Source organism: uncultured Eudoraea sp., from assembly GCF_947260015.1.
Lineage (GTDB): Bacteria > Bacteroidota > Bacteroidia > Flavobacteriales > Flavobacteriaceae > Eudoraea.
The window spans coordinates 28,488-44,696 of record NZ_CAMYOM010000031.1 but is presented as its reverse complement, the minus strand read 5'-3'; the positions used below and the strand labels follow the sequence as shown (position 1 = coordinate 44,696).

Annotated in this window: 14 protein-coding genes; 4 read left to right on the top strand and 10 right to left on the bottom strand. The window is 36.7% G+C overall.

Annotation, left to right across the window (positions count from 1 at the left end; all coding sequences use genetic code 11):
* Nucleotides 1–2: 2 nt before the first annotated feature.
* Nucleotides 3–1,454 (top strand): TIGR00341 family protein, encoded by a 1,452-nt coding sequence (locus Q0X66_RS12420; RefSeq protein ID WP_297706846.1) that lies wholly within the window; start codon nt 3–5, stop codon nt 1,452–1,454.
* A 7-nt stretch (nt 1,455–1,461) separates the two neighbouring features.
* On the opposite strand, the gene Q0X66_RS12415 is transcribed toward Q0X66_RS12420, so the two are convergent.
* The gene (locus Q0X66_RS12415) at nt 1,462–2,229 is read right to left on the bottom strand and encodes an ATP-binding cassette domain-containing protein (RefSeq protein WP_297706844.1); all 768 of its coding nucleotides are present in this window, start codon (nt 2,227–2,229) and stop codon (nt 1,462–1,464) included.
* The gene (locus Q0X66_RS12410) at nt 2,229–2,966 is read right to left on the bottom strand and encodes an ABC transporter permease (RefSeq protein WP_297706842.1); all 738 of its coding nucleotides are present in this window, start codon (nt 2,964–2,966) and stop codon (nt 2,229–2,231) included. The genes Q0X66_RS12415 and Q0X66_RS12410 overlap by 1 nt, the downstream gene beginning before the upstream one ends.
* Nucleotides 2,967–3,077: 111 nt before the next feature.
* Between Q0X66_RS12410 and pafA the strand changes: the two genes are divergently transcribed.
* Complete coding sequence (gene pafA, locus Q0X66_RS12405) at nt 3,078–4,760, top strand: alkaline phosphatase PafA (protein WP_297706840.1); 1,683 nt, start codon at nt 3,078–3,080, stop codon at nt 4,758–4,760.
* Here the strand turns inward: pafA and Q0X66_RS12400 are convergent.
* The 4 genes from Q0X66_RS12400 to gcvP form a co-directional block, all read right to left on the bottom strand.
* The gene (locus Q0X66_RS12400; RefSeq protein ID WP_297706838.1) at nt 4,752–5,603 is read right to left on the bottom strand and encodes a glycosyltransferase family 2 protein; all 852 of its coding nucleotides are present in this window, start codon (nt 5,601–5,603) and stop codon (nt 4,752–4,754) included. The genes pafA and Q0X66_RS12400 overlap by 9 nt on opposite strands.
* Before the next feature lie 15 nt (nt 5,604–5,618).
* On the bottom strand, nt 5,619–6,176 hold the full coding sequence (locus tag Q0X66_RS12395; protein ID WP_297706836.1) for a methyltransferase: 558 nt from the start codon (nt 6,174–6,176) through the stop codon (nt 5,619–5,621).
* 4 nt (nt 6,177–6,180) lie between these two features.
* Nucleotides 6,181–7,239: a 3-oxoacyl-ACP synthase III family protein gene (locus Q0X66_RS12390; RefSeq protein ID WP_297706834.1), complete on the bottom strand. Its 1,059-nt coding sequence runs from the start codon at nt 7,237–7,239 to the stop codon at nt 6,181–6,183.
* Nucleotides 7,240–7,398: 159 nt separating this feature from the next.
* Complete coding sequence (gene gcvP / locus Q0X66_RS12385) at nt 7,399–10,251, bottom strand: aminomethyl-transferring glycine dehydrogenase (protein WP_297706832.1); 2,853 nt, start codon at nt 10,249–10,251, stop codon at nt 7,399–7,401.
* Between the two features lie 319 nt (nt 10,252–10,570).
* Here gcvP and Q0X66_RS12380 point away from each other — a divergent pair, with 319 nt between their 5' ends.
* Nucleotides 10,571–11,140 (top strand): hypothetical protein, encoded by a 570-nt coding sequence (locus Q0X66_RS12380; protein ID WP_297706830.1) that lies wholly within the window; start codon nt 10,571–10,573, stop codon nt 11,138–11,140.
* 220 nt (nt 11,141–11,360) lie between these two features.
* Here the strand turns inward: Q0X66_RS12380 and Q0X66_RS12370 are convergent, their stop codons facing one another.
* The gene (locus Q0X66_RS12370) at nt 11,361–11,921 is read right to left on the bottom strand and encodes a sigma-70 family RNA polymerase sigma factor (protein WP_297706873.1); all 561 of its coding nucleotides are present in this window, start codon (nt 11,919–11,921) and stop codon (nt 11,361–11,363) included.
* Between the two features lie 73 nt (nt 11,922–11,994).
* Between Q0X66_RS12370 and Q0X66_RS12365 the strand changes: the two genes are divergently transcribed.
* Nucleotides 11,995–12,354: a rhodanese-like domain-containing protein gene (locus tag Q0X66_RS12365; protein WP_297706826.1), complete on the top strand. Its 360-nt coding sequence runs from the start codon at nt 11,995–11,997 to the stop codon at nt 12,352–12,354.
* Here the strand turns inward: Q0X66_RS12365 and Q0X66_RS12360 are convergent.
* The 3 genes from Q0X66_RS12360 to Q0X66_RS12350 all read right to left on the bottom strand — a co-directional run bounded on the left by Q0X66_RS12360 (nt 12,351) and on the right by Q0X66_RS12350 (nt 16,105).
* Entirely contained in the window at nt 12,351–14,378 is a 2,028-nt protein-coding gene (locus Q0X66_RS12360; RefSeq protein ID WP_297706823.1) for a M3 family metallopeptidase, read from the bottom strand. The two genes, Q0X66_RS12365 and Q0X66_RS12360, sit on opposite strands and share 4 nt — an antisense overlap.
* A 72-nt stretch (nt 14,379–14,450) precedes the next feature.
* Nucleotides 14,451–14,942, bottom strand: a complete 492-nt coding sequence (gene purE / locus Q0X66_RS12355) for a 5-(carboxyamino)imidazole ribonucleotide mutase (protein WP_297706821.1) — start codon at nt 14,940–14,942, stop codon at nt 14,451–14,453.
* Nucleotides 14,943–14,950: 8 nt separating this feature from the next.
* Entirely contained in the window at nt 14,951–16,105 is a 1,155-nt protein-coding gene (locus Q0X66_RS12350; RefSeq protein ID WP_297706819.1) for a 5-(carboxyamino)imidazole ribonucleotide synthase, read from the bottom strand.
* Nucleotides 16,106–16,209: the final 104 nt, after the last annotated feature.

The following is a 16,209-nucleotide window of genomic DNA, read 5'->3' as shown; positions in this document are numbered from 1 at the left end:
TTATGAATGAAGATTTTAATGAAAACCCATTATCCGATGCTGATGAGAAGCTCAGCGGTGACCAAGCTAAAAAAGATTTTCAGGGATTTTTAGGAAGCACCAAAAAATTTCTTTCGGGCCTTTTAAACATACGTAAGGATACTGATCAGGAAGCTACAAAACAAGCTATAATTGCCGACATATCTTTTAAAGGGCATACGGTTTGGATACTAATATGTTCAATATTCATAGCTTCAATTGGTTTAAATGCAAATTCTACGGCTGTTGTAATTGGGGCCATGCTTATTTCTCCCCTGATGGGTCCAATTTTAGGTGTGGGCATGTCTATTGCAATAAATGACATTGATACGCTAAGACGTTCTTTGAAGAATTTTGCTGTTATGGTCGGCTTTAGTATACTTACGGCATATTTATTTTTTGAATTTTTTCCGTTAAGAGATGAATCCTCTGAGCTATTGGCTAGAACGGAACCGGATATCAGAGATGTACTAATCGCATTTTTTGGTGGTTTCGCTTTGGTAATAGCGAGGGCAAAAAAAGGAACTGTGGCCACTGTAATTTTTGGGGTGGCTATTGCAACGGCATTAATGCCGCCTTTATGTACGGTAGGTTTTGGACTCGCAATTGGCAATTGGGAATATGCAACCGGGGCTATGTACCTTTTTATTATCAACACCATTTTTATTGCCGTTGCCACTGTGATTGTTCTTAAGCTCCTCCGTTTTCCAATGGTCAAATATATAAATTCGAAGAAGAGACGACTTTTTGCCAGGATTGCTACTTTAATTGCCCTCTTGGTTATGATTCCCGCTATAATTACCTTTTACAATGTTTGGCAGGAATCCCGATATATGAGACAGGCTCAGGATTTAATTAAGCAGACTATTGAAGTATATAGGTTTAAGGATAGGGGAAGATATTTGGATAATCTTACTGAGATTAACTATAACAGGAAAAGTGGTTCTTATATTGAATTAGTTTGTATGGGAGATGAACTTATACCTGATAATGTTATCGCCAGTTGGAATGTACAAAAAAACACATTTTCCAGACTAAAAGATACTGAATTAAAGGTTGTTCAAGGGGGAAGAGACGATTCTGAAATAAAATTTAATTATATAAATGAATTATATGAATCTAAGAAGGCCGAATTGTTAAATAAAGATGAGCGAATAGACTTTCTGGAAACTGAATTAGCTAAAATGAGTAAACTTACCACAAAACAAATTCCGTTTGAACAGATCAGTGCCGAAGCTAAAACCAATTTTGAGAATCTCGACAGCCTAGGGTTTGCTTATAGAATAACAACTGATTTTACAAAGATTGATACAATACCAATTTTCGAAGTAGTCTGGAAAAAAGATGCAAAGCAGAAAGATATTAAAGAGGATACTCAAAAACTAAGTAAATGGTTAAAGTTGCGATTGAATGACAATAAAGTCCGTGTAAAGTAGAAGCAGACTAATTTCGCTCTTCAATATACATTTGTCTAACCTTTTTAAATAACTCTGAGGAATACACAAAATCAGTTATTGCTTTATTATCTGTTTTAAAGATTTCCTTATTGGTGCCTTCCCATTCTTTAACACCATTTTTAAGAAAGATTATTTTTTCGCCAATTTCCATCACAGAATTCATGTCATGGCTATTAATTACTGTAATAATGTCAAATTCTTTTGTGATCTCCTGAATCAGGTTGTCAATTAAGATCGCTGTATTTGGATCAAGGCCTGAGTTTGGCTCGTCGCAAAATAAATATTTGGGATTCATTACTATAGCTCTGGCAATAGCAACTCTTTTCTGCATACCTCCCGAAATTTCTGCAGGGTATTTTTTATGTGCATCAATGAGGTTAACCCTTTTTAGTACAAGATTTGCCCGGTCTTCCATTTCCGATCGGGATTGATTAGTAAACATATCCATAGGAAACATGACGTTTTCTTCAACGGTCATGGAATCAAATAATGCGCTACCCTGGAATACCATCCCCATATCTTGTCTTAAATCTCGTTTTTCTCTTCCAGACAATTTCGAAAACATTCGGCCGTCATAACTTATTGTTCCCTCATCTGGCTCAATTAAACCCAAAAGACATTTCATAAATACCGTCTTCCCCGAGCCACTTTGACCTATAATCAGATTGGTTTTTCCTTTTTCAAAAGAAGTGGTTATACCCTTTAATACCTGGGTATCTCCAAACGATTTATTTAAGTTTTCTACGTCTATCATTAGCCTAACAAAAGTTGTGTAAGAACAAAGTTAGATATAATGATCACCACACTGGTCCAAACAAAAGCGGTTGTACTTGCTTTACCAACATCAAGGGCACCACCTTTCATGTAATAGCCATGAAATGAAGGGACAGTAGCAATTATAAATGCAAATACAATAGATTTAATAAAGGAATAGGTTACATGGAAAGGAATAAAATCTAATTGTATGCCTTGAATAAATTCAGAAGATGTACTGTAATTCCCTAAAGAATTAGCAATTAACCCTCCAAAAATTCCGACGTACATGGATATAGCAATTACAAAAGGATAAAATAACATTGCAATTATCTTAGGAAAAACCAGATAATTAAGGGAATTTACCCCCATAACTTCCAATGCATCTATCTGCTCTGTTACCCGCATGGTACCTATGCTGGAGGTAATATAAGACCCCACTTTACCAGCCATGATGATTGACGTAAATGTAGGGGCAAACTCGAGTATAACCGATTGCCTGGTAGCAAATCCGATCAGGTCTTTAGGGATCAATGGATTTGTAAGGTTTAATGCTGTCTGAATGGCCACAACACCTCCAATGAAAACAGAAATAAAAATCACAATCCCCATTGAACCAAAAATTAGTTCATCAATTTCCTTTAAAATTAAAGATTTCATTATTGACCACTTTGTAGGTTTTTTAAAAACCTCGCGAACCATAATGGAATAGCTGCCAATTGATGAGATATAATTCATAAAACTATGCGATACTTCCAGCTGTAAAAATAGTAATATTAGCCTTCATTTAACCTTCATTTAAAATTTTAAAACTTAATTTAGGAATTTTTAAACCAGAACTTATATATAATGTTTTCCAAAAGCTATTTCACATCTATTTTATTAATTGGGTTCTTTTTAAATTCTTCGGACGTCATATGTCAACGAAGAACCAAAGAATCTGCTAAAATACAAGTTTCTGCTCCCCTAAAAACCACTCCGAAGTTGATTGTTGGTATTGTCGTTGATCAAATGCGCTATGATTACCTGACACGTTTTTGGAACCATTATGGGGATGGTGGTTTTAAACGCCTGGTGAATGAGGGCTTTAATTGTAAAAATAACCATTTTAATTATTCACCTACCAGCACAGGCCCGGGACACGCATCTGTGTACACAGGTACTACTCCGGCAATACATGGAATTATAGGAAATAACTGGTATGATAAGGAAATTGATCAACTAGTCTATTGTGCATCCGATGATTCTGTGGCCACAGTTGGAGCGATTTCAGATGCAGGAAAGATGTCACCTCATAGAATGACGGTTACCACAATTACCGATCAATTGCGATTACACACACAAATGAAGGGTAAAGTTGTAGCCATTGCTTTGAAAGATAGGGGTGCTGTTCTTCCAGGAGGTCATTCGGCAAATGCCGCTTATTGGTTCCTCGGTGGAGGTGAAGGCAAATGGATCAGCAGTAACTATTATATGGAGAATTTGCCTGCATGGGTCGTAGATTTTAATTCTTCTAATGCTGTTGAGAAATACAAGAAGCCCTGGAACACTATTGAGGATATTAATTCTTATGACGAAAGCGGACCCGATAATAATACCTATGAAGCGCTGTACACAGGCGAAAGCATTCCTGTTTTTCCGCATGATCTTCCAGGTTTATGGGATAAGAATAGTAAATATGATTTGCTAAAGGTTACACCTTTTGGAAATAGTATTACTACTGATTTTGCTATAGAAGCAATGAAAGAGGAGGAGCTGGGTACGGACAGTATAACAGACTTTTTAGCTATTAGTTTTTCAAGTACAGATTATGTTGGACATTGGTTTGGTGTAAATTCGAAGGAAATACAGGATACATACATACGTTTGGATCGTGATTTGGAACGAATATTAAAGTATCTCGATACCAAAGTGGGAGCTGGAGAATATACCGTTTTTCTTACTGCAGATCATGGAGCAATTAATGTTCCTGCCTATTTGAAAGATCAAAAAATACCAGCCGGATATATTAATCGAACTGAAATACAATCAGAACTAGGAGAATTTATTAAGTATAAGTATGGTTCCGCAGATTTAATTAAAAATTATTCTAACAACCAGCTTTTTCTTGACCATAAGATTATTCAAAATTTAGATCTAAAACTAAAGGAAGTCCAGGAGGCTTTGGCAAGTGAATTGCTGTCTTACAAACCCTTTGAAAAGGTGTACACCGCATATCAAATGCAAAATAATGAGTACACGACCGGAATTCCATACATTATTCAAAACGGATATAACATGAAACGCTCTGGTGATATATTAATGGTGCCGAAACCTGGAATTATTGATTATAGCAAAACGGGATCCACACACGGATCTGCTCAGATTTATGATACCCATACACCACTTATTTTTTATGGAAAAGGTATAAAACCGGGCTCAACAGCTCTTAGAACAGAAATCCCCGATATTGCACCTACCATAGCCATTTTATTAGGGATTGCATTTCCTAACGGAGCTACCGGCAGCCCTATCACTCAGATATTAGAATAATTTATTAAGAATATTTTTCCGTCTGAGTTTGCGAATAAATTCGCCTTCTTTTTGAGAAACCAGAAAGGGAAGATTCTTTTTTTTGGCGATTGCATAGCCTTTTAAAGTGTCTGTAAATAAACTCGTTTTTTTTCTTTTAAATGCAATTTTAATTGAGGCAATAAAACTAATCAAATAACCATAGCGCATCCGATACATGGCCTCACCCTGCAGATAACGGGCCTGTTTGTTATAGGATGCCCCCAGAGGTCGTAAATGCTTTATTTTTAATGAATTATCCGTAATAACCTTAAAATCATGATACTGAGCCAATAGCTCATCTATGGTATCCCAGCCTATGGAATTTTTTAATCCACCTATAGCATTAAAACACTCTTTGGTATAACTTTTAAAAGCACCACGAACATGATCTTTATTCATAGGGTGATTTAATTTCCACTGCCCTTTGGTATCTTGTTCATAAGCAAACCCACCTAAAATGCCGGCCCTGGGATCTGAATTAATTAGTTCTGATATTTTTTCAAAGTAGTTTTCCGGGAGTATAATATCGGCATCCAGTTTGACAATAAAATCGTATTGGTTGTCTAACAGTTTAAACCCTTCATTAAATGCTTCCACAACTTTAGCCCCGGGCATATGAAGGGTAGATGAAGATCTGTTAACTTTTAAAATATGGTTGTTTCCTAAGACAAATTCATCTATAATAGTTTCGGTTTTATCTGTGGAATTGTCATTCACAACCAAAACTTTCTTCGCTTGCATGGTTTGTGATAGAACAGCATTTAGCGTGGCTGCTATGTATGATTCTTCATTATGTGCACAGATTACAATATAATAATTCACTATAGTAAGTTATAATTATTCCGGTGCAATAAATCTAGTGCTTTCGGGAATCCTTTTTCGTTCGGCATAAACAATGTAATAACGGGGAGTAAAAGTTCGCAATAAAGGTCTAAGACCAAATTTCTTAACAGGATTAGCCCAGCTAAATGTATCTTTTATCTCCCAACCAGCTTTTTCAAGCAACCAATTAAATTGCCAGGACTCAAATTCATGATAATGCCTGTCCCAGGGGTCAGTTTTACTCCTGTACGCTGAAGCAAACCAAAGTCGCAATGGAACACTGGTAACAATTTTATCAGCCTTTATCTCTCTCAAAATATTGTAAGGTGCCAGCAGGTGTTCAAAGATTTCAAATGCAGTGACGACATCGGCATTCGAATTCTGTATAAAGTTAAAATCTAAATCAAGGTCTTCGCCGGCAGTATTTTCAACCTTAAAGCCATGTTGCTTCATGATTTCAGAGAATGGGTTGGTAATTCCCAAATCTAAAATAGTTTCCTGAGTAGTTATATGCTTTTGAAGAAAGGCAAGTGTATTTTTATACCTTTTACCCGGAAAAGTTTTTTCATACATATTTTCAGCATCTATAGACTATGGCGTTGATGTTCATACCTGCGCCAACACTGGCAAAGATAACAACATCTCCTTTTTCTATTTGCTGATTTTCTATTTTTCCGGTTTTAACCATATGAAATAAGGTGGGAACCGTTGCTACGGAACTATTTCCCATTTCACGAATATTCATTGGCATTATTCCTTCAGGGATTTCCACATTATAAGATTTGTATAATCGTTTTACAATAGCCTCGTCCATCTTTTGATTTGCCTGATGAATAAATATTTTTTTTACATTTTCAATTGGTATTCCACTTTTTTCCAAACAAATCCTCATGGCATTTGGAACATGATTTAGCGCAAATTCATAAATTTTACGCCCGTACATTTTAATATATTGAGTTTTGTTGGTACAGGACTTATTAAATGATTCGCCGAAAAATAAATAAAATGCTTCTTCATCGGTATATGTAGCTGAGGTATGTGCAAGAATCTCACCGGAATTGTCAGAATCTTCAATTATACAAGCTCCGGCACCATCTGAATAAATCATGGAATCCCGATCGTGCTGATCAATTACCCTGGAAAGTGTTTCAGCCCCAATTACCAGACATTTTTTTGCTATACCACTTTTAATAAAAGCATTTGCCTGAATTACTCCTTCAATCCAACCCGGACATCCAAACAACATATCATATGCAACACAATTGGGATTTTTAATTTTGAGGAGATGCTTTACTCTTGTTGCTAAACTGGGTACGGTATCGCTCTGGGATTGCCCATGGCCTACGTCTCCAAAATTGTGCGCAAAAATGATATAATCCAATTCTTCAGCATCAATTCCGGCATTTTCAATAGCATTCCGGGCTGCAAAGAATCCTATATCTGAAGTATTTTGTTCTTTTTTGGCATAGCGCCTTTCCGCAATACCCGTTATTGCCTTAAACTTTTCGATGATAATCTCGTTCGTATGGGCAAAGGGAGTTCCTTCACTCGTAAGAAAATTGTGGTGCTCAAAATCTTTATTTTGAGTAGTGATCGACGGAATAAAACACCCTGTGCCGCTAATTCCAATACTCATATTTTAGGGAGTTGACATAGTTTTTAGCAAAATAATAAAAAAATCTATCGTACTATGCTGGCATAGTAGTCAATTACGATGTTCAGAAGAATCAAACAGCATAAATTTAATTCTTAAGCTTCAAAGAAACCTTTCATATCACTGTATATAGGTTATATACTATGCTTCGATATATGCTTCAATCGGAGCACAGGTACATATTAAATTACGATCTCCATAGGCTTCATCAACCCTTCTAATACTGGGCCAAAATTTATTTTCGAAGACGTATGGCAATGGGAATGCAGCCTCTTGCCTTGAATACGGGAAGTCCCAAGAATCATTAGTCACCATATGCAAAGTATGGGGGGCATTTTTTAATATATTATTTGTATCCTCTGATGAAGAATGATCAATTTCTTTTCGGATTGATATCATAGCATCACAAAATCGATCTAATTCATCAAGGTTTTCACTTTCTGTAGGCTCTATCATAAGGGTCCCTGCTACAGGAAAAGATACTGTTGGAGCATGAAAACCATAGTCCATCAATCGTTTGGCGATATCAGTAACCTCTATTCCGTTTTGTTTAAATGGTCTGCAGTCCAGGATCATTTCATGCGCTGCACGCCCTTGTTCCCCGGTGTAAAGAACATCAAATTTACCGCTCAACCTATTCTTAATATAGTTAGCATTAAGAATAGCAATTTTTGTGGATTCGGTTAAGCCGGCTTTTCCCAGCATCTTAATATAGCCGTAAGAAATTAAACAAACCAAAGAACTGCCCCAGGGAGCCCCTGAAATTGCCGTAATTGCTTTTTCACCACCAGTTTTTATTACCGGATTGCCAGGGAGGAAAGGAACCAATTGCGCCGCAACACAAATAGGCCCTACTCCAGGTCCGCCACCTCCATGTGGGATAGCAAATGTTTTATGAAGGTTAAGATGGCAAACATCAGCCCCAATGGTTGCCGGATTTGTTAATCCTACCTGTGCATTCATATTAGCACCATCCATATAAACCTGCCCCCCATGATCGTGAATAAGTTGTGTTATATTTTTAATGGAGGATTCAAAAACTCCATGTGTTGAAGGGTATGTAATCATCAATGCCGCCAAATTTTCTGAATGCATTTCTACTTTCTCCTGTAGGTCCAGTATATCTATATTTCCCCGATCATCTGTTTTGGTTACAACAACCTTCATTCCGGCCATTACAGCCGAAGCCGGATTAGTACCATGTGCGGATGCAGGAATAATACAAATATTTCGATGATCCTCACCTCTGGATTCATGATATGCTCTTATGGTCATTAATCCGGCGTACTCACCTTGTGCACCGGAATTGGGTTGCAGAGAAGTACCGGCAAAACCTGTTATCTCAGTTAAATCTCTTTCTAATTCCCGTAGCATTATTTGATAACCCTCCGCCTGTTCAACGGGCACAAATGGATGAATGTTTCCCCAGGCAGGCATACTCAAAGGCAACATTTGACTTGCAGCATTCAATTTCATAGTACAAGAACCCAGTGAAATCATAGAATGATTTAATGCCAGATCTTTGCGCTCTAATTTTTTAAGATAACGCATCAATTCCGTCTCCGAATGATATGAATTAAAGACCTCATATTCGAGGAAGGGTGTATTGCGTATTAACGAATGCGGAATAACATCCTTTGTTTTTTCATCTATAGAATAAATTTCTTTGGATTCAGTCAATTCACTAAAGCAATTCAAAATTTGTTTAATATCGTCTTTGCTTGTTGCCTCATTTACCGATATAGAAACGGTATTATTATCAATATAATTGAAATTTATACCAATTTTTTCAGCTTTTGTTATTAAGGATTTGCTATCCGGAATCCGCACCTTAATAGTGTCGAAAAAAGCAGTGTTCAATTGTTCAAATCCTTGTTTTTCAAGCAACTGACCTAATACCTTTGCATTATAGTGAACTTTACCCGCTATATACCTTAATCCTTGTGGCCCATGATAAACTGCATAAGCCCCTGCCATCACTGCAAGTAAAACCTGTGCTGTACAAATGTTAGATGTTGCTTTATCTCTTTTAATATGCTGTTCTCTGGTTTGTAAAGCCATACGCAACGCCTGATTACCATCTGTATCTTTCGTAACCCCTATTATTCTTCCGGGAATATTTCTTTTAAAAGCCTCCCTCGTGGCAAAAAAAGCAGCATGCGGGCCCCCATAGCCCAAAGGAATTCCAAATCTTTGTGTGGTTCCAACAACTACATCTACTCCAATTTCACCAGGCGGGGTTAATAAAACCAAACTAAGTATATCTGCAGCTACAGCTACTTTTATCTCTTTATCCCTGGCTTTTCGAACAAAACTTTTATAATCATTTACCTGACCATATTTACCGGGGTATTGCAAAAGAGCACCGTAAAAACCTTCACCAAACTCGAATGCTTCATGATCTCCGGTTATCAATTCAATTCCAAGGGGTTTTGATCTGGTTTGCAATAGCGATAGGGTCTGTGGCATTACTTCATTGGAAACAAAAAATTTAACGGCTTCATTATTCTTTTGTTCCCTGTTTCTGACGTCAAAAAGCATGGTCATCGCTTCGGCAGCTGCAGTACTTTCGTCTAAAAGCGAAGCATTGGATAGCTCCATCCCAGTAAGATCGCAAATCATGGTTTGGAAGTTTAATAAGGCTTCCAATCTTCCTTGTGCAATTTCTGCCTGATATGGCGTGTAAGCTGTATACCATCCCGGGTTTTCAAGAATGTTCCTTTTAATGACAGATGGAGTAATACATTCGTTATATCCCAGTCCGATATAAGTTTTGTATACCTGGTTTTTTAATGAAAGTGAATTTATGTGCGACAGGAATTCATGTTCGCTCATTTCCCTGCTAAGATCTAAAGGTTTTTTAAGCCTTATTTCACTGGGAATAGTTTCATATATAAGCTGGTCTATACTTTCTGCGTTAATGGTTTTAAGCATTTTAGGCAGATCTTCTTTTCGTATACCTATATGTCTTGAAGCAAACAGGTCTGTGGTCATAATTCCCGATTTTAAAGCTAAAATAATAGTGAACAAAATTAGGGATTAATTCTTGTAAAATAATCTATTTCTATGTGCAGTAGCCTAAAGTTTTTAACGAAAAAGATGCGTTATGAACAGTTTGGCTATTTTTGTTTAATGGGGTGGTTGAGCCGTATTTTTAATTTTTATTTAGATACCAGCATTCATGTGGCATTTGCTGTGATTAGCCTATTATTGATCACCAATCTGCACTTAAACATTTTACCCGATCAGCATCTGATTCTTTTCGTTTTTTTTGGAACCATACCGAGTTATAATTTTGTTAAATACGGGGTTGATGCCAAAATATCATTTCTTTTTTCTGAGTTATGAGGTATGGTTCATTTGTTTTGTATTGGCCGTGCTAATAGGGTTGTATGCATTGCCGGTTTCTCCAAAGCATAAGAATTTAAGGAATTCAGGCATCTTAAAAGTAATGTTGGTGGCACTTGTATGGACTGGAACTACTGTCATAATTCCTGTAGTAGCTTCGGCCATTTCATTTTCATGGGACATTAGCCTTTTAATACTCCAACGGTTAATTCTGATTCTTATATTGTTGATTCCATTTGAGATTAGGGATCTTGATTATGATGAATTGAATCTTAAGACAATACCACAGCGCATCGGAGTATCTCAAACCAAAAATCTTGGACTACTCTTGTCTCTTATATTTTTTTTAATAACTTTTCTCAAGGACGATTTAAGTCGGTTAGAAATTATTGGAAAAACAATACTCTTTTCTATTTTAATAATTATGCTGCTGGTGACGCACAGAAATCAATCAAAGTATTTTGCCTCATTTTTTGTAGAAAGTATTCCAATTTGCTGGCTTGGAATCCTAATATTCCTGGAAAGTTATATTTAGATATTATGTTCTATCTTTTCTTTCATTTTTTCCTTTTCCAGCTCTGAAAGGTTATGCAAATATGCCCTTTCACAAAGTATAGTTAGTTTTTTGTTCTTCTTAGAAAATGCAGCGCAGGCTTTACAATACAAAAGGTGAAAACCTAATTGAATTTGTTCAAAAAGTGTTGCTTCTTTGTATTGCTTTTTATTGCAAATTGTACTTGCTTTCTCGCAATTAATCATAACTTAAACCAATTTTCATTGAGACAACCCATAAGGTTCGTTCTCGCTCTGTGCACCATTACCCAGAGGTTAGACGGATTAATTCCAAGTTCATTACATATATCTTCCGTACTTAATCCTCGTATAGTTTTCATAACAAATACCGCAGATTGCTTTTTTGGTAGCTTAGAAATACATTCCTGAATAGCTTGCCCCAATTCTGCATTTTCTATTTGGTCATTTTCAAGTGTGCTAAATGGATCCGCTACATTTTCTTCCAGCCAATCTCCTGCGGAATCACTTTGGCTACTATAATTAATTCGTACTTCAGCCTTCCCTTTCTTTGAATTAATTTTTCTGTAATAATCTATGACTTTTCGTTTTAAAATAGCAATGAGCCAGGTGCGTTCCGTTGCAGCTCCCTGATAATTTTTAGCCGATTTTAAACCGGCCAGGAAAGTTTCCTGTACCAAATCTTTAGCAATCTCCGCATCACTTACGCGCGCCACGGCATAGTTAAATAGATAGTCGGCGTATTGGTCGACCCATGAAGCAGGATTTAATTGATTTTCCGTCATATTGATACTTGTCGAAACCAAAAATAAATTAATTTTAGTGAAAATATTAATTTTAATCTTAATACCCTCTATTATGAAAAATATCGGTTATCTCATTCTTTTATTATTTACTCAAATAAGCTGTACTCAAACTAAATCCATGTCAATTACGGAATTGAAACCTCAGGATCTGGAAAATGCAGTACTTATCGATGTTCGCACCCCTGAGGAGTATGCTGAGGGTCACCTTGACAATGCAGTCAATATTAATTGGTATGATGAGGGTTTTATTGATCAATTCAAGAAAGTAGATAAAGAAAAAACTATTTATGTCTACTGCAAAAAAGGAGGACGCAGTGCAAGTGCGACTGAGTTACTCACCTCGTCTGGTTATAAAAATGTTATAGACCTGTTGGGGGGTTATGATGCGCTGGAAGTAAAAAAATTAAACTAAGCTGTCTTTTTCATTAATCCAGCACGCTCTAAAAGAGCTTCAATTTTAGGCTCCCTGCCCCTAAAGCGCTTATAAAGGACCATTGGTTTTTCAGTTCCTCCTTTGGAAAGAATATGATCTTTAAATTTTTCAGCTATTTCTTTGTTAAAAATTCCTTTTTCCTTAAAATAATCAAAGGCGTCGGCATCTAATACTTCAGCCCATTTGTAACTGTAATAGCCAGCGGAATAACCACCCTGAAAAATGTGGGCGAATGATACACTCATGCACGTCTCCGGGTTATTTGGGTAAAGTAATGTATCTTTGAAAGCTTTAACTTCGTGTTTTTTCACATCTGAAATAACAGAGGGATCAGATGCATGCCAGGACATATCCAGGAAACCAAAACTCAGTTGACGCATCGTGGCCATCCCCTCTTGAAATGTTGCAGATTCCTTTATACTTTCAACTAATGACATGGGTATAGGTTCTTCTGTCTCATAATGCCTTGCAAATACTTCCAGAGCTTCTTTTTCATAACACCAGTTTTCCAATATCTGGCTGGGTAATTCTACAAAATCCCAATAGACAGAAGTGCCGGATAAGCTTGGATATGTGGTATTTGCAAAAATACCGTGCAGAGCATGCCCAAATTCATGAAAGAGCGTAGTAACTTCATTAAAAGTTAACAGGGATGGTTTATTTTCTGTAGGTTTAGTAAAATTGCAAACGTTAGAAATCTGAGGTCTTTCATTCTTGTCGTTCATTATGAACTGGGGCTTAAATGAAGTCATCCAGGCACCGGCACGCTTCCCTTCCCTTGGATGAAAATCGGCATAGAATAAGGAAACAATTTTATTATTACTATCATAAATTCTATAAGTCTTAACTTCCGGATGATACTTGTCTACATCAAATACTTCTTTAAATGACAATCCGTATAGTCTTTCGGTTATCATAAATACCCCTTCAATAACATTTTCCAGCTTAAAGTATGGTTTAAGCTTTTCATCGTCAAGGCTAAAGCGTTTTTGCTTTAATTTTTCAGAGTAAAAAGATCCGTCCCATGACTCTAGTTGTTCAATTCCATCCAGTTCTTTGGCAAACTCTGATAGTTCTTTAAATTCCCGCTTAGCTGCAGGCTTTGCCTTTATCAACAATTCCTTTAAAAAGTCATATACTTTTTCCGGAGTTTCGGCCATTCGTTCTTCTAAAATGAAATTCGCATGGCTTTTATAGCCTAATAAATTAGCTCTTTCATGTCGAAGATTGGCAATTTGGAGAACATTAGCCTGATTGTCTAGTTCATCATTATGGAACCCTTTGCTCCCGAATGCCATTGACAGCTCTTTTCTAAGTTCTCTGTTGCGTGCATATTTCATAAATGGAATATAACTTGGATAATCCAGAGTTATAAGCCATCCTGTTTTACCTTTACTTTTAGCTACTTGCGCTGCTGCATCTTTTGCACTTTGTGGAAGTCCGTCAAGGTCGTCTTCGTTTGTGAGGTGCATTTCATATTTATTTGTCTCCTTTAACAGGTTTTCACCAAATTTTAATTTTAGTGTTGCAAGTGTTGCATCAATCTCCCTCAGGCGTTTTTTTTGTTCTTTATTAAGGTTAGCACCATTTCTGCTAAAATTTTTATACTTTTTATCGAGTAAGGTGTCTTGTTCTGCGGTAAGTTGGTATTTGTCTTTATTATCAAAAACCTTTTTTACTCTTCTGAATAATTTTTCATTTAGGGTAATATCATTACTAAACTCCGACAGCAATGGCGATACTTCCTGGGCAATCTTCTGGATGGTATCATTGGTTTCTGCAGAATTCAAATTAAAAAATAAACTGGCAATACGATCCAAATGTTGTCCCGAAAATTCTAAAGCCTCAATAGTATTCTCAAAAGTGGGTTCTTCTTCGGAATTGGTTATGTCATCAATTTCTTTACGAGCATTCTCCATTGCTTGCAGAAAGGCCGGCATAAAATGTTCATTTTTAATGCTCGAAAAGGGCGCGGTATCAAATGGCGATAATAAAGGATTCATATATAGACCGATGTTTATTACTTTATTTATGAAGAGGAATTAATCTGCAGAGGATAACAATGTTTAAATTTCCTATTTAGGTTTATTCAGTTCCTGAGCGCCCTTAACTACTTTGTCCTTTAGTCCTTCTTTGTATAAAAGAATTTTATCCATTACACACTTATCACTGCTACCTATGATTTGCGCTGCAAGTATACCTGCATTTTTTGCGCCGTTAAGAGCAACGGTGGCTACCGGAACACCTCCGGGCATCTGTAAAATAGACAAAACCGAATCCCATCCATCAATAGAGTTACTGCTTTTAACCGGCACACCTATTACCGGCAGAGGAGAAAGTGAAGCTACCATTCCAGGTAAGTGGGCTGCGCCACCGGCCCCTGCTATAATAACCGAAAATCCATTTTTATGAGCTTGTTTGCTAAATTCATATAATTTATCCGGGGTTCTGTGGGCAGATACAATATCAACTTCTACTTCAATATCAAATCCCTTTAAAATATCAACTGCTTCCTGCATAACGGGGAGGTCACTTAAGCTACCCATAATTACTGCTACTTTGCTCATATTTTTTGTTATTTGCTTATTACTTTTATAGTTTTCTTTACTTTTTCGGCTATAGTACGGGCCTCATCTATATCGTCATGTACAATAGTTACATGACCCATTTTCCTGAATGGTCGTGTTTCCTTTTTACCATAAATATGAGGTGTAACGCCACTTAGTTTAAAAATTTCTTCAATATTTTTATAAACGACTTCGCCGGTATAGTTTTCTTCACCAACCAAATTAACCATCACCCCTGCCAATTTACTATCTGAAGACCCAAGAGGAAATCCAAGGATGGCTCTTAAGTGTTGTTCAAATTGATTTGTATAACTGGCCTCTATACTGTAATGACCACTGTTATGGGGTCTGGGTGCTACCTCATTGACCAAAATCTCATCCTCTGATGTTTGAAACATTTCAACTGCCAGCAGGCCTACATGCTGTAATTTTTCAGACAATTTTAAAGCAATCTTCCTTGCTTTAATAGCAACTTTATTCTCAATTCTGGCAGGGCATAAGACATATTCAACCTGATTGGCTTCCGAATGAAATTCCATTTCCACTACCGGATAATCGATTACTTCACCCTGAACATTTCTCGATACTATAACGGCCAATTCATTTTTAAAAGGAATAAGATCCTCAGTAATACACTCTACATTAGGAAGGTTTTCAAGATCATTCAGGGAACGTACAATTTTTACCCCTTGCCCGTCATATCCAAATTGGGCACTTTTCCATACAAAAGGAAAAGCAATACCTCCATGAGCAACACTATCCTTTATTTCACTCGTATATGCAAATCTGGAAAATGGAGCTGTAGGAATTTGATTGTCAATATAGAATAACTTCTGTTTAGCCTTATTCTGAATAGTTCGAAGAACCCTTGCAGAGGGATAAATCTTTTTGCCTATTCCCTCTAATTTTTCAAGAGCATCTATATTTACATTTTCAATTTCGATAGTAAGTAAATCTACTTCCTTTCCAAAATTGTATACTTCATCAAAATCCATCAAGCTGCCCTGGACGAATTCGTTACAGGCAATTTTGCACGGAGCCTCGGACGAAGGATCCATCACTTTGGTATAAATGTCAAACTTCCTGGTTTCGTACAGGAGCATTTTACCCAACTGACCTCCTCCAAGAATGCCTAGTTTAAAATCAGAAGAAAAGAAATTCATGAACTTATACTTTCTCAGGTGAATAAGATTATTTTGACTGGCTACAAAAATACATCTAAATGTTAGAATCTGTCGTCCTAAGCCTAAAAAAGCGAAAGCAAAAT